Origin of the sequence: Fusobacterium perfoetens, from assembly GCF_021531595.1 — a bacterium.
Classification (GTDB): domain Bacteria; phylum Fusobacteriota; class Fusobacteriia; order Fusobacteriales; family Fusobacteriaceae; genus Fusobacterium_B.
The window spans coordinates 30,987-45,729 of record NZ_JADYUD010000005.1 but is presented as its reverse complement, the minus strand read 5'-3'; the positions used below and the strand labels follow the sequence as shown (position 1 = coordinate 45,729).

At 29.0% G+C, this 14,743-nt stretch carries 11 protein-coding genes; 7 read left to right on the top strand and 4 right to left on the bottom strand.

The features are described 5' to 3' along the window. Positions 1–63: 63 nt before the first annotated feature. Positions 64–792, top strand: a complete 729-nt coding sequence (locus I6E17_RS03950; RefSeq protein ID WP_235235738.1) for a hypothetical protein — start codon at positions 64–66, stop codon at positions 790–792. A gap of 58 nt (positions 793–850) precedes the next feature. On the opposite strand, the gene I6E17_RS03945 is transcribed toward I6E17_RS03950, so the two are convergent. From I6E17_RS03945 to I6E17_RS03935, 3 genes are read right to left on the bottom strand one after another with little or no spacing between them, the layout of a single operon-like run. Next, positions 851–3,907 carry an efflux RND transporter permease subunit gene (locus tag I6E17_RS03945; protein WP_176829223.1) on the bottom strand — a complete coding sequence of 1,019 codons (3,057 nt, stop codon included), beginning with the start codon at positions 3,905–3,907 and terminating at the stop codon, positions 851–853. A 12-nt stretch (positions 3,908–3,919) separates the two neighbouring features. Further along, the gene (locus I6E17_RS03940) at positions 3,920–5,044 is read right to left on the bottom strand and encodes an efflux RND transporter periplasmic adaptor subunit (RefSeq protein ID WP_235235736.1); all 1,125 of its coding nucleotides are present in this window, start codon (positions 5,042–5,044) and stop codon (positions 3,920–3,922) included. A 1-nt stretch (position 5,045) separates the two neighbouring features. After that, positions 5,046–6,461, bottom strand: a complete 1,416-nt coding sequence (locus I6E17_RS03935) for a TolC family protein (RefSeq protein WP_235235734.1) — start codon at positions 6,459–6,461, stop codon at positions 5,046–5,048. 233 nt (positions 6,462–6,694) lie between these two features. On the opposite strand from I6E17_RS03935, the gene I6E17_RS03930 reads away from it, so the two are divergent. The 6 genes from I6E17_RS03930 to I6E17_RS03905 all read left to right on the top strand — a co-directional run bounded on the left by I6E17_RS03930 (position 6,695) and on the right by I6E17_RS03905 (position 12,398). Continuing rightward, positions 6,695–7,381: a pseudouridine synthase gene (locus I6E17_RS03930; RefSeq protein WP_235235732.1), complete on the top strand. Its 687-nt coding sequence runs from the start codon at positions 6,695–6,697 to the stop codon at positions 7,379–7,381. 16 nt (positions 7,382–7,397) lie between these two features. Beyond that, positions 7,398–7,898, top strand: coding sequence for a GDSL-type esterase/lipase family protein (locus I6E17_RS03925; RefSeq protein ID WP_235235730.1), 501 nt, complete (start codon positions 7,398–7,400; stop codon positions 7,896–7,898). A 30-nt stretch (positions 7,899–7,928) separates the two neighbouring features. Then, entirely contained in the window at positions 7,929–8,756 is an 828-nt protein-coding gene (locus I6E17_RS03920) for a putative RNA methyltransferase (protein ID WP_235235729.1), read from the top strand. A 261-nt stretch (positions 8,757–9,017) separates the two neighbouring features. After that, positions 9,018–10,340, top strand: coding sequence for a YjiH family protein (locus I6E17_RS03915; RefSeq protein ID WP_235235727.1), 1,323 nt, complete (start codon positions 9,018–9,020; stop codon positions 10,338–10,340). Positions 10,341–10,550: 210 nt separating this feature from the next. Then, positions 10,551–11,897 (top strand): MATE family efflux transporter, encoded by a 1,347-nt coding sequence (locus tag I6E17_RS03910; RefSeq protein WP_328225657.1) that lies wholly within the window; start codon positions 10,551–10,553, stop codon positions 11,895–11,897. Between the two features lie 30 nt (positions 11,898–11,927). Further along, positions 11,928–12,398: a CAP domain-containing protein gene (locus I6E17_RS03905; RefSeq protein ID WP_176829230.1), complete on the top strand. Its 471-nt coding sequence runs from the start codon at positions 11,928–11,930 to the stop codon at positions 12,396–12,398. 81 nt (positions 12,399–12,479) lie between these two features. Here I6E17_RS03905 and I6E17_RS03900 read toward each other — a convergent pair whose 3' ends face one another. Next, positions 12,480–14,672: a helix-turn-helix transcriptional regulator gene (locus tag I6E17_RS03900; protein WP_176829231.1), complete on the bottom strand. Its 2,193-nt coding sequence runs from the start codon at positions 14,670–14,672 to the stop codon at positions 12,480–12,482. Positions 14,673–14,743: the final 71 nt, after the last annotated feature.

Here is a 14,743-nt window from a genome sequence, read left to right as displayed (position 1 = left end):
ATAATCTTCTGATGTAATAGTTTAATTTTTTTATTTTATGAGAGAATATCGGGGTTGAGAACATTGGCTAAGAAAAACATTAAGGAAATAAAAAGTAAGATTTTAAGCATGCTAGCTGAACATTATTCTGATTTCAAAATCAGGAAAGAATGTCTTTCTTTAATTCATGAAGGGCAGTTTGCTAATGCTGCTGTGTTCAGATATAAAGATGATAATAATTTAGATATTACTATAAAAGACTTTTCTGGTTCTCCTTGGATTATAAGAAACACTTTAGGAAAAATTTTTATTAACATTGAAGGGCATAGTATGATTAAACTTTCTGACAATCCTTCTGTTACAAAAGGAGTAGTTTTTCTTTCACCATATACTGTTGCTTTTAATTTTATTGAAGGAAAAGCCATAAAAGAATTTTCACATGGAGAAATTCCTAAGGAATTTTTTCTAACACTTGAAGAGAATGTAAAAAAAATGCATAAAAGAAATATTGTGCATTTAGATTTAAGAAATCTTGGAAATGTAATAATGAGTAAAGAGGGGTATCCTTATATTATTGACTTTCAATCTTGTATTTCTACAAAACATCTCCCTAAAAAATTAAGAAAAATTCTAAGAGATTCTGATATGACAGGAGTCTATAAATGTTGGAAAAATAGGTGTAGTGAACCTCTTGACAAAGAGAGAGAAGACTTTTTTAATGAATTTCAAAAAATAAGAAAACTTTGGGTGCTTAGAGGTTATCCTCTTCATAGATTTGTAAAACATCTGAAAGAAAAACTTTCACATAAATAAATTATAAGAAAAAGAGGCTGTAGATTTACAACAACCTCTTTTTATATAAAATTAAAAGTTAATTTTCACTTTCCTCTATGTGAAATGCCACAGAATAAACAACTGGAAATATAAACAGAGTAAGTATTGTTGACACAAAAAGCCCAAAAACTATTGTGGCTGCCATATCTCCATAAAGAGGATCTCTCATAAGAGGAAGCATTCCAAATATTGTTGTCACTGCTGCAAGGCTTACTGCTCTTATTCTGCTCACTGCAGAATCTATAAGAGCCACAAATTTATCTTTTTTAAGCACATTTATTTCATATCTTATTTCATCAACAAGAACTATCATATTTTTTATCATCATTCCTGAAAGAGAAATAACTCCTACTGCTGACATAAAACCAAAACTTTTTCCTGTTATAAAAAGCCCTGGAACAATTCCTATAAGACACAGAGGAAGTGTGGCAAAAATTAAAGCTGGTATTTTTACACTTGCAAATAAAAGCACACATATAAGGAACATTGCCATTACAGGAACTGGAACTGCCTCTAAAAGTGAATATACATTCTTAACTTGTTCTTTATATTCTCCCAGCCATTCCATAGAATATCCCTTAGGAAGTTCTATAGCTTCTATCTCTTCTTTAAATTCCTCTCTTACATCAAGAGCACTGACTCCAATAGGGACATCTGCCTGAACAGTCATTGTTCTCACTCTGTTTCTTCTCCATACTTGTCCCTCTTCAAATTTTAAGTTTCCATTTTGTATTATACTTGAAAGAGGCTGAGCTTCTAAAGTCATTCCCCATATAGGAGTCTGCTCTATATTGTTTATTTCATTTCTATTTTCTTCACTATGTTCTTTTAAAACAACTGTTACAAGTTTATCTTTATCTTTTAATTTTCCTATAGGCATTCCATCTCCTGTTCTCATAAGAGAGGTTGCCACATCAAAAGAAGTAAGTCCTGCTCTTGAACTGTCTGCCTGAGAATAATCTCCTTCCCATGTAAGCAGCTTATTTCTCCAGTCTGTTTTTATATTAAGAACATCAGGATATTTTTTCATAATATTTATTGCTTTATCTGAAAGATCTCTTAAAATCTCTGGATCTGGCCCTGAAAATGCAATTTCTAAAGGATACTGAACTGTTACTCCATTAGGATATTTTTTTACACTTACCATTACTCCAGGAAGATTTTCATTAGCAAAATCAAAAGCTTCCTGCCCTACTTTTTCAACACTTTTAACTTTATCCACATTTATAATAAGTTCTCCAAAAGATGTATTTGGCATTTCTGGAGTTGTAGAAACATAATATCTTGCAGGAGAAGCTCCTATTGTAGTTGTAATATTTATAACGCTCTCATTTTTCATAAGATGATTTGCTAATTTTCCTGCAGCTTCTTCAACTACATCTATTTTGCTTCCTTCAGGAACCCACATATTAATCGTAAATCCTTTTTTATCTGAATCAGGGAAAAATATCTTAGGTATTTTCAAAAATAATATTCCTGATAAAGCTAAAGCTATTAATACTGCTGTCAGAGTCAATTTTCTTCTTTTTAAAAGGAAATAAAGAAGTTTTCTGCATTTTTCATAAAACTTTTTCTCTCTTTCTCCTGGCTCTTTAACAGGTTCAGAAGCAAGATAAAGTTTACAATAAACAGGTGTTTGTGTAAGACATAAAACCCAACTCAGCATAAGGGAAATTCCTATTACCCAAAATGATGAACCTACATATTCACCTACATATGTAGGCATAAGATAAGCTGGAAGAAAGGCAAGAGCTGCTATTGCTGTTGCACCAAGAAGAGGCATTGCTGGTTTATGAGCTGCCTCTGAAAGAGCTTTTTCCATTTCCATTCCACTATTTTTATTTACAAGAACATTATCCACAACAACAATGGAATTATCTACAAGCATTCCCATTGCAATTATAAAAGAAGCAAGTGATACTCTCTGAAGATCTATTTTCATTGCAAGCATAAAAATAAGAGTTCCAAGTATAGAATATACCAGAGCACTTCCTATTATAAGTCCACTTCTCATTCCCATTGTTACAAGAAGAACTCCTACAACTGTTATAACAGATAAAATAAGATTTATTACAAAATTATTTATTGCTGCTGTTACAAGCTCAGGCTGATAATAAATTTTTTCAATATTTATACCAACAGGAAGTTTTTCCTTTAAATCTTCTATTTTTTTATCTATAACCTTTCCTGCATCAACTACATTTGCTCCAGCTTCAGGAGAAAGAGATATTCCCATTGCCATTTTCCCATTGAAATACATTTTCTGAGTTACAGGCTCTGTATATCCTTTTTTCAACTCTGCTATATCTCCAAGCCTTACAATTTCGTTAGTGCCATCAGGAAGTTTTTTAGAAAAAATTATCATATTTCTAAGTTTTTCTATATTTGTTATTTCATTGTTAAGATTAAGGTTTACACGAAGAGTTCCATAATCAACAGCTCCTCCCCCTGCTATAAGGTTTTCAGAAAGAAGAGAACCTGCTATAAGTTTTGTACTTATTCCAAGAGAATTTATTTTTTCTCTGTCTATTATAACTTCAACAACCTCACTTTGCTTTCCAAACTGAGCTGTCTGAGCTATTCCATTTATTGAATTCAATTCTTTTAAAATATAGTCTGTATATTTTGAAAGTTCTGAATAACTATAACCATCACTTGTTACTGCAAGAAATATTCCATACACTGCACCATAATCATCAAGAACTATTGAAGGAATTGTTCCAAGAGGCATATTAATCTGAGCATCTGATATTTTTTTTCTTACATTATCCCAATACTGATCCAACTTTTCACTTGGAACTGATTCCTGAAGTTTTATTTTTACTTGAGAATATCCTGGCTTTGAAACACTTTGAAGGTAATCTATATTAGGAATTTTCTGAAGAGCTTCCTCAACTTTATTTGTTACCTGAAGCTCTACTGAATGAGCATCCTGCCCTGGATACATGGTAATAACCAAAGCTTCTTTTATTTTAAACTCAGGATCTTCTAACTTTCCAAGTTTAAAATATGAAAAAAGTCCTCCGATAATTAAAAGAGCTACAAAGAATCTTACTACTGATGTATTTTTTATTGAGTAATCTATAAATTTCATATTAAACCACCTCTATAGCATATCTCCCACATTTGTTTCTGAGAACGGCTCAAGAAGATTTACTTTCTGCCCTTCTGTCAGTTCGTGAACTCCTTTAGTAACTATTTTTTCTCCTGCTTTTATTCCAGTAACTATAACCATTCCATCAGCATAAGGCTTTATTACATTTACATTTTTTTCACTTACCTGACCATCTTTATATACCCAGACTTTTATATCTCCTTTTTTTTCAAAAAGACTTTCTGCAGGAATTAAAATTCCCTTATCTAAGTCATTTGTGTTAAAAGAAATTTTAACAATTCCATTTGAATCTGATGGTATATTTTTAGTGTTACCTTCAATATCAAAGGTAACTGGATAAGCAAGCTTTACTGTTCCTTTTACTTTTCCTACATCAGAAAGTTTTAATTTATATTCTTTTCCATTATGAATAAAGACAGCTTCTGAAATATTATTCATCTTATCCATTTCCTTTTCAGAAACACTTATTCTTGCCCTGCTGTTTCCAAGTGAAGAAATTGCAGCAACAGGAATTCCTGCTCCTGCTACAGCTCCTGCTCCTAAAAACTTTTTACTGATATATCCACTGTAAGGAGCTTTTAAAAGTGTGTCTTCAAGCTGATTTCTGCTGTTTATTTCTCCTTGCTGTGCTGCCTGATACTGAGCAAGATTAGCAAGTTCTGCAGCTGTTGCAGCTTTTACTCCTGCAAGAGCTTCATCGTAAATTTTCTTAGGAACAGCCTTTTCTCTGTAAAGAGTTTCAACTCTTTTAAATTGTTCTCTAGCATTTACTGCAACAGCTTTTGCTGCCCTGTAAGCATTTTCTGCAGCTGCTGCTTTTCCTTTAGAAGCTTCAAGCTGAACTTCATAATCTCTTTTATCCATTTCAGCTATTATATCTCCCTCTTTTACATAGCTCCCCACTTCAACATTCATAGTTTTTATAGGTCCTGCAACTCTAAAAGCAAGGGGAGCTTCTTTTTCTGCTATTACAACAGCAGGATATTCATAAGTAAGTTTTTCAGGAATAAGAATTGCTTCTTTTGTTTCTACAGGTCTTATAATAGGTTCTGTTTTTTTACCACATCCTGCAAAAATAAGAACAACCATTATTCCAGCAATCAATTTAAGTCTCATTTTATTTTCCCTCCTCAAAAGGATTTTTTCCCATAGCTATTTTTAAACTTCCAAGAGCCATTGCATATTGAAAATCTGCTTTTTTCTTCATGCTCAAAGCATTTTCATAAGAAGAAAGAGCACTGAAATATTCCTCATCTCCTATAAGGTCTACACTTCTTTCAGCTCTTTTTTGACGAAGTCTTCCCTCTTCTGCTTTAAAATTAAGACTGCTTATATATCTTAATTCCTGAGCCTTTTCAACATTTTGATATGCTCTTGCTGTTTCAATAATTATTGTCATAAATTCTTTTTCAAGTTTTAATTCTGATATTTTTTCTCTTCTCACTGCTTTTTTATACTCATTTATATTTTTAAATCCATTAAAAATACTTAAAACTCCACTAACATTTCCATATAAAAAATCAGGATCTGAAAGAATTTCACTGCTATTATTTAAATATCCTCCCCCAAGAACTATTTTAGGAAGAAAATTAGTTATAGCTATTTTTTTTATATCACTGCTTACTTCTTTTCCTGTTTCTGTTATTTTTAAAATTTCATTCCCTGAAACTGCTGCATAAATACAGTCTTCCATTGAAGGAAGATTTTCTGGGAAAATAACTTCATCATCAAGTTCTACATCTTCAAGAGGATTAAGATTTAAAGTTCTCATAAATTTCATTTTAGCAGTTTTTAAATCTCTTTCATTTTCACTTAAAGCATATTCCTTAGCTTTAACAAAAGCTTGAGCTTTTTCATATTCCCAAGGAAGAACAGCCTCAACTTTTAAAGAAATTCTCACTTTATTTTCCAATTCCTTAGCTGATTTCACTTCATTTATAAGGGCTTCGTGTTCTGATTGAAGTGCAAGTATATAATAATATTCTCCCATAACCTGAAGCTGAAGCATTTTATCAGCAAATTTCTCTGCCAGTTCACTTATTTTTTCCCCTTTTTGTCTTGCACTGTAAAGGTACCATGTTGAAGGAACAAAAACAGGAATCTGAGCTGATACTCCAAAAGTATAAAAAGATTTATCTACAAATCTTGAAGGCATAGAAGATGGAAGTATAGCTCCAAGCATAGGATTTATACTTGATATTCCTGACTTTAAAGCACTTGTATCCACATCAAGATTTATTTCATCATTTAACTGAGTATATCCTCCCATAATATTAATAGAAGGAAGAAAATTACCAAAAGCTGTTTTTTTATCAAGAGAAGCTATCTCTCTTTCAAGACTTTTTACTTTTAAATCAAGATTTCTTTCTCTTGCTACAGAAATTGCCTCATCAAGAGATAAAGTTTTTCCATATACTGCAAGATATTCTTTTCCTGCAAGAGCTGATATTTTTTCGGCTGGCTCTTTAGTCTTTGTATTTGAACAACCTGCCAGAATTATAAGACAGAAGATTATTAAAAATTTTTTCTTCATAACAGCACTCCTTCTATGTTTTTTTATTCTGCCTGTAAAGTTAAAATAAAAATTACAAAAATATAAATTTTATAATATCTTATTACCTGATTATTATACCACTTTTGTTTTTAAATAAGCAAATAACTGTGTAATTTAATAAATTTCTATTTTATAAAAAACAAAATATATTTTGTTTCATCTTTATGATATAATTTTATAAGAAGTACATTTTTTATATATAAGGAGAATCAGTGAGACTTGAAAAATATCTTGTTCAGTGTGGAACTGGAAGCAGGAGAGAAATAAAAGAATATGTTCTTTCAGGAAGAGTTAAAATAAATGGTGTATGTGCATTTGATGAAGGAATAAATATAGACGAAACAGATGATATTATAACTATTGATGATAAAAAAACTAAAAAGAAAATATTAAAATATTATATTCTTTATAAAAAATCAGGATATGTTACATCTGCAAAAGATGAAGATAATCCCGTTGTAAATGATCTTCTCCCTGAGTGGGTTGATAAAAAAGCTCTTTTTCCTGTAGGGCGTCTTGATAAAGATACTGAAGGGCTTCTTCTTTTTACTAATGACGGTGAACTTAATTATAAAATGACACACCCTGATAAAAAATTCAGCAAAAAATATTATGCTGAACTAAGAAAAGAAATATCAGATGAAGATATAAAAAAAATAGAAGAGGGAATAGATATAGGAAGCCATAAATGTCTTCCTTCACATATTGAAAAAGTTGGAGAAAGATCTGTTTATATAACTATTTTTGAAGGAAAATATCATCAGGTAAAAAGAATGTTCAAAGCAGTTAATAATAAAGTTATTTATCTTAAAAGAACAGAATTTGGAAATCTTTCTCTTAAAGGAATGAACCCAGGAGAAGTAAAGGAAATTAAAAGGGAAGATATTTTTATTGATTAAAAAGAGGTATTTATTTATGGAAAAAAATATTATTTTTTTGGGAGACAGTATAACAGCATGGAATTCTCAGTTAAAAGAAATTGAAAACAGTGATAATTTTGGTGTTCCTGGATTTATTTCAAGGGATATTTTCTGGCAGCTTCAGGGAGATGATGAAGAAACAATATCAGGTCATACAGCTTGTCTTATGATTGGAGTAAACGATATTATGATGGGAATATCTATTGAAAAAATCATTATCAATGTTCAGGAAATTATTTCAATTCTAAAAAAAAGATTTGAAAAAATTATTCTTATTTCTGTTCTTCCTATTGATAATTTAAAAATGAATTATGAAATAAAAGAACTGAATAAAAATCTTAAAACTTTTTCAGATGTTGATTTTTTAGATGTTTATAATTTATTTTTAAATGAACATGAAATAATTGATTATAAATTTACAACTGACGGAGCACATTTAAGCAATTATGGATATGAAGTTTTAAATAAAGAACTTTTTAAAGTTCTGAATATATAATTACATAAATTACAACAGGAGTTAAATAAAATGATAATTTGCCCTATCTGCAAAGAAAAATTAATAAAAGAAGGAAGAACATACAGATGTTCAAAAAATCACTCTTTTGATTTATCAAAATCTGGACATGTAAATCTTCTTCTTGATAATCAAAAACACAGTAAAATGCCTGGCGACGACAAAGATATGGTTCTAAGCAGAAAGCATTTTCTTGAAAAAAATTACTACAAAGGAATTTCTGATAAACTTAATGAAATTATCCTTAGAAATATTCCTGAAAATTCAGATAAAAAAATAAATATTCTTGATATAGGATGTGGAGAAGGATATTATACTGGAAATCTTAAAAACTTCCTTGATAAAAATAATATTCAAAGTGAAATAATTGGAATAGATATATCAAAAGAAGCTGTTATTTCAGCTTCAAAATCTCATAAAGGAATTAACTGGATAGTTGCCAGTGCCACAAATATTCCTGTCTGCGATGAATCACTTGATTTTATAATCTGTATGTTCGCAAAAATAATTCCAGAAGAAAAAATGAGAACTCTAAAAAAGGGAGGAAAACTTATTATTGTTTCAACTGGAGAAAATCATCTTCTTCAAATGAAAGAAGTTGTTTATGAGAATGTAAGAAAAGATTTTTATTCTCCAATTGAAGATTTAAAAATATTTAAGTATTTAGAAACAATCAACTGCACTTACAAAACTTTTATAAGAGAAAATGAAAGTATAAAAAATCTTTTTAATATGACACCATATAGATGGAGAAGTCCAAGAGAAGGAATTGAAAGATTATTTTCCTTAAATGAGCTTGAGACTTTTGTTGATGTTAATTTTGATATTTTTACAAAATAAATATTATTTTAATATATAAATTTTCTTTGACATCATTCAAGAAATATAATATAATCAAAAGGTTGAAAAATAAAAAAAGAGGTTAGTCTGTTATTACAAAAGGAGCCTAAGGCTGATGGCTATGATACTTGTAAAAAAACGGATTAAATATTACGAAGCTGCCATAGTAATATGCTTATTTGATGAGTTCTCAGGGCATACCATTTTATATGTTATGCCTTTTTTATTTGGCAATGATAATAATTAACTTGGAGGTTTAAAATGTCTATACTTAAATTTTTATTCTATTCTATTCTTGGAATAATAGCATTTTTGGCACCTGTTACCATTGGAGGAGAATCATCAATTCTTATGGGGCATATTAAATCTATTCTCATAGATGGTTATTCTGAGAGTATAAAATATCTTATTGTTTTAGTTTCAGCAATAACTATTATAGGTACTATTATTGGAAAAATTAAAAAACAATTTAAAAATCCTGTTCTTCAGGAATTATTTATCTGTGGACCTATTAATGGAGCTGTAAGAATCGGAGGAAGTATTTTCTTCCTTATGGTTCACTTTGGTATAGGACCTAAAGCTGTCCTTGATCCAAATACAGGAGGAATGATGGCTGGAGACCTTCTTCCTTCTCTTATGGTAACTTTCTGTGTAGGAGTAATTCTTATGCCTCTTCTTACATCTTTTGGTCTTGTAGAATTTGTAGGAGTTTTAATTGCTCCTTTTATGAGAAAAGTTTTTAAAGTTCCAGGATATGCAGCTGTTGATGCTATAGCTTCCTTCCTTGGAGATGGTACAATAGGAATAGTTGTTACTGACCAGCAATATCAGAAAGGATACTATACTCAAAGAGAAGCTGTTATTATTGCAACTTCATTTTCAATAGTAGGTATTTCTTTTGCTGCTGTTGTTGCTGATTTCTTAAGATTTTCATCTATATTTATTATTTTTTATAGTACTATTGCAATTTCTACTGTAGTTGCTGGAGTAATTATAGCAAGACTTCCTTTGAAAAAATTTAAAAATGAATATTATGTTAAAGGAAAAGTTGAAGAAAAAGATATTATATCTTTCTCTCTTGCTCTTAGAAAAGCTGCTGCTGTTGCTGAAAAAGCAAAAGAACTAGAAATTATGATAGACTCTGTTAAAAAAGTGGCTGTTTTATATATAACTTTTATTCCTGTTATTATGTTTATGGGAACTGCAGGACTTATTGTTGCTGAATATACAAATATTTTTGGAATTATCTCTATGCCTCTTATTCCTTTTCTTCAGCTTCTTGGATTTTCAAAAGAAGTTGCAGGAAGTATGGCTCCTTCAATGATAGTTGGATTTTCTGATATGTATCTTCCTTCACTTCTTATAGAAAGTGTTCAAAGTGATATGGCAAGATTTGTTATTGGAACTCTTTCTTTTGCACAACTTATATTTTTAAGTGAAACTGGAATGATTTTGGTTGCTTCAAAAATAGGATTTACTTTCTGGGATGCCCTTAAGTTTTTTGTTCTTAGAACCATTATAACATTCCCTGTTATATATGGAATAGCAAAAATCCTTTTATCAATGGGAATTCTTCAAAATTAAAAAATATTATTTCTATATAAAAAAAATTTAAACTTTTTATTATATATGAGAGTCTTAAAATTAAAGTAATAAAAATCTCCCCCGATGAATTACAATAAAAACAGAGCTGTTTCTTATAAAGCAGTTCTGTTTTTATTTTATAATTTTTTAATATCATATAGATTTTTTTAATGATTTGATATAAAATACATTGTAAAATTAAAATATTTTATATTTTTTAGGGGAGGGGTTAAAATTAAAGAGAAATCATTTTTATCACTGGCATTTCCTATATTTTTGGAACTGCTTCTTGTTAATGTAGTTGGAAATGTTGATACTTACATGCTTGGAAAATTCAGTGATGATGCTGTAGGAGCAGTAGGAGGAATAAGTCAAGTACTTCTTATTCAAAACTCTGTCTTTGGTTTTATTTGTCTTGGAACAAGCATACTTACTGCACAATTTATTGGAGCTAAAAAAAGTCTTAAGATAAAAGAAGTTATTGCCACATCACTTCTTATGAATCTTATTTTTGGACTTATAATAGGAGCTGGATATATAATTTTTTCTGAAGCTATCATGAAAGGAATACATCTTCCTGAAAAACTTATGGATATAGGAAGAACTTACTTTAAACTTGTTGGAGGGCTTTGTGTCTTTCAAGCTCTTACTCTTACATGTGGAGCAGTAATGAAAAGTTTTGGAAATACAAAACAAAACCTTTTTATTAATGTAGGAGTCAATATATTAAATGTAATCGGAAATGGAATGTTTATCTTTGGTTGGTTTGGAGCACCTGTTCTTGGAGCAACAGGAGTTGGAATCTCAACAGTCTTTTCAAGATTTATTGGGTGCATAGTTGCTGTTTTTGTTATGAAACATTATTGCAATTTTAAATTTGATATAAGACTTTACAAACCAATTCGTTTTAAAATTATAAAAAATATACTTGGAATAGGAATTCCTACAGCTGGAGAGAATGTAGCATGGAATATAGGACAGCTTCTTGTTATGTCTATGGTAAATACTATGGGAATAGCAAGTATTACTGCAAGAACATACCTTATGCTTATATCAACTCTTATTATGACATTTTCAATAGCTGCAGGGCATGGTTCTGCTATTCTTGTAGGGCGTCATGTGGGAGCTCATAATTATAGAGAAGCTTATGACACTGCAATAAGAAGCCTTAAAATATCACTTCTTCTTGTAGGAGCTGTTTCTCTTATAATTACAATTTTCAGAGTTCCTGTCATGAGATTTTTCACAGTAAACCCTGATGTATTGGCTGTTTCAATGAAAATTTTCAGATGTATACTTATACTTGAAGTTGGAAGAACATTTAATATAGTTATTATAAATAGTCTTCATGCTGCAGGAGATATTAAATTCCCTATGGTTGCAGGAGTAGGTTCTATATTCTGTGTAGCAGTTTTTCTTTCATGGCTTTTTGGAATAAAACTTGGATATGGACTTCTTGGAGTATGGATTGCAAATGCTGCTGATGAATGGACAAGAGGACTTATTATGATGTGGAGATGGAAAAGTAAAAAATGGCAAAACAAAGGTTTTGTCTAAAAATAAAAAAATTTATGGAGGCAAAGTTCTATGAAAATAAAAAAATATTTTTCAAAAATTTTTATTTTTTTATTTATATTTATTTTTTCTGTGTCAGCTTTTTCTTCAGTAAGAACAGAGAAATCAGATATAATTAAAATGGTAAACAATGTAAGAGCAGAAAAAAATCTTCCACCTCTTGCTGAAAATAAAAAACTTAATGCACTTGCTGATAAGAAAGCACAGATTATGGCAAAAGAAAATAATTTAAGCCATACTGCAGGAGGATATAGTTCTTTTTCAGGAATACTTAAGGAAGCTGATGTTAAATATCTTGCAGCTGGAGAAAATATTGCAAGAAACTGGAAAACTCCTGACGATGTTATGAAAGCATGGCTTAAATCTTCAGGACACAGAGCAAATATTCTAAGTAATAAATTCACTCAGATAGGTGTTGGAAAAGCTGTTAATTCAAAAGGAGATGTTTATTGGGTTCAACTTTTTATAAAAGAAAGAAAATAAACATAAAAAAGGACTGTTGTATTTTCTAATTTATAAAAATAAAATTTTATTTTTATAGATTTGCAACAGTCCCCTTCTTATTTATTCTACTATTCCAAAATATTTTCCAGGTGATATACCTTCATATTTTCTGAATATTCTTATAAAAGTATTTGAACTATTATAACCTACCAGTTCAGCCAAATCTTTTATTCTTAAACCTTCATTTTCTTGCATAAGTTCTTTGGCTTTTTCTATTCTATAAATACTTAGATAGTTTTTAAAATTATCTCCCATTACTTTTTTAAATAAAACACTTGTATATTTAAAAGAATGTCCTAAATAATCTGCAAGATTTTCTAGTGAAATATCTATCATATAGTTTTCATCAAGATATCTTTCAATTTTTATTTTTACACTTTCAATATCATTTTCTTCTTCTATTTTAGTTAACTTACATATTTCAAGTATCTTAGACTGAAATACTTCTTTCAATTCAGCCCCATCATTTATTGCAAGAATTTCATTGATATTATAATCATTTACATCTATATTTTCATTTATTTCTTCAAGCTGAATAAATATTCTGTTCAAAGTATTATAAAGAAGAACTCCGAACTCTTTTATATATTTTTTATCCATAGAACTGCTGTTTTTTTCATTGAACATCTCGTCAATTATTCTTTTTACACTTATTTCATTTGAACTTAATGTTCTTAAAATAAGTTTTGATTCAAGCTCTATAGGATAATAATATTTATTAAAGCTATTCTCTTTTATTCTGTCTTGGAAAATAACTCTTTCTTGTTTAAAAATATATTTATAATCAAGTATTTTTTTAGCTGTTCTATATGCTTTAGGCATTTGTGAAATATCATCATAAACATTTGTTGCAACAACAGTGAATTTCAATCCAAAATTTCTATCAATATGACGAACAAGACATTTTAAAACTTCTTCTAAATCTTCTTTAGGAAGAAGCTCTTCCATTATAAATGCTATACTTTTATAATCTATATCCACGACTTCACATATAACCTCTTCTGAAAAATATTTTAAAATTAATTCCTTTGACATATTAAATTTATCAAAAATATTTTCCACTGATTCAAGATCATATATTTCCATTATCATTACTCTGTAATTTTTTACTTTAAATATTTCAGATTCTTCTTTAAGATTAGTAATATCACTGTGTTCTGAAATACCAATAAGATAATCTTTTATTTTTTTCTTTCTCTGATAACTTCTCAAAGCTGAAAGTCTTGTCTGAAGAGTCTTATTCATTGTTTCTATTTCTTCTATTCTATGTTCAATATATTCTAACTCTTTTTCATCTTTATTTTTTATATATCCCATTTTTTTAGCAAGTTCTTTCATAGGTTTTACTACAAGAGAAAGAAGAAGCATAAAACTTCCATATAAAATACCAATAACTAAAAATACTTTAATACTTTCTCCTGCAATTATTGCTGGAATATTTATAAGAGGCTGAAGATAAAATATTGTAAAATCAAAAGAAGAATCATAGAAAATATAAGCTCTTTTCCCTATAATTCTAGAAGTATAACTTCCTGATGTCATTATATTAAACTTATCTTTTTCAAGAATCTTTATTATACTTTTCTTTATTTCTGAAAGTTTTTTATTATTATCTCCAAGATTAAGAAGTTTCCCTCTGCTGAAAACATACCAGTTTTTTGCTTCTGGTATAAGTTCTCCAAAAAAAGCATTTCTATCTAAAGAAATTATATATGTTATTGTTTCATTATTTGGACTTATTTTTTCATCATTAAAATAAAGATTAATATTTCCTTTATATAAGTTCATAAATTTTTTTCTGTTTTTAATATCTTCTGGAAAATTAAGACTTTTAAAAAATGTTTTTTTATCAACTGTTCCATGAGGAGTAATTACAGATTCTGTCATACTGTCTGTAATATTTAGATAATATCCAACTTTCCCATAAATATTATTTCTTTTTTTCATATCTTTAAATAATCTAAGTCTGTTATAAGGAAGCTCATAATCATCAGATAAGCTCATTATATAATTTGAAAATTCATTGCTGGCTTTTAAATCATATAAAGTCATATTAACCATTTCTGATTTTTTTCTTATACTCTCATAAAGTCTTTCTGTTTTTATTTTTGTGTTTTCATTTATTTTTTCTATTTTATTATATGTATTTACTGCTATTATCACAACTGAAAAGATCATAACAGCTAAAAATGTCAATTTCTTCGTTTTATTTTTTAATTTTTTTCTTATCAACGAATTTATATCCTTTAACATATTTCCTTCCTTTGAAAAATAATTTTATTATCTGATAATTCATATATCAATAATTAATATATTATATCATT

Coding starts and splice junctions, on each gene's coding strand:
- I6E17_RS03940 (WP_235235736.1), bottom strand. CDS start 5,044: ATGAGACTTAAATTGATTGCTGGAATAATGGTTGTTCTTATTTTTGCA.
- I6E17_RS03920 (WP_235235729.1), top strand. CDS start 7,929: ATGATAATTTGCCCTATCTGCAAAGAAAAATTAATAAAAGAAGGAAGA.
- I6E17_RS03935 (WP_235235734.1), bottom strand. CDS start 6,461: ATGAAGAAAAAATTTTTAATAATCTTCTGTCTTATAATTCTGGCAGGT.
- I6E17_RS03915 (WP_235235727.1), top strand. CDS start 9,018: ATGTCTATACTTAAATTTTTATTCTATTCTATTCTTGGAATAATAGCA.
- I6E17_RS03945 (WP_176829223.1), bottom strand. CDS start 3,907: ATGAAATTTATAGATTACTCAATAAAAAATACATCAGTAGTAAGATTC.
- I6E17_RS03905 (WP_176829230.1), top strand. CDS start 11,928: ATGAAAATAAAAAAATATTTTTCAAAAATTTTTATTTTTTTATTTATA.
- I6E17_RS03900 (WP_176829231.1), bottom strand. CDS start 14,672: ATGTTAAAGGATATAAATTCGTTGATAAGAAAAAAATTAAAAAATAAA.
- I6E17_RS03925 (WP_235235730.1), top strand. CDS start 7,398: ATGGAAAAAAATATTATTTTTTTGGGAGACAGTATAACAGCATGGAAT.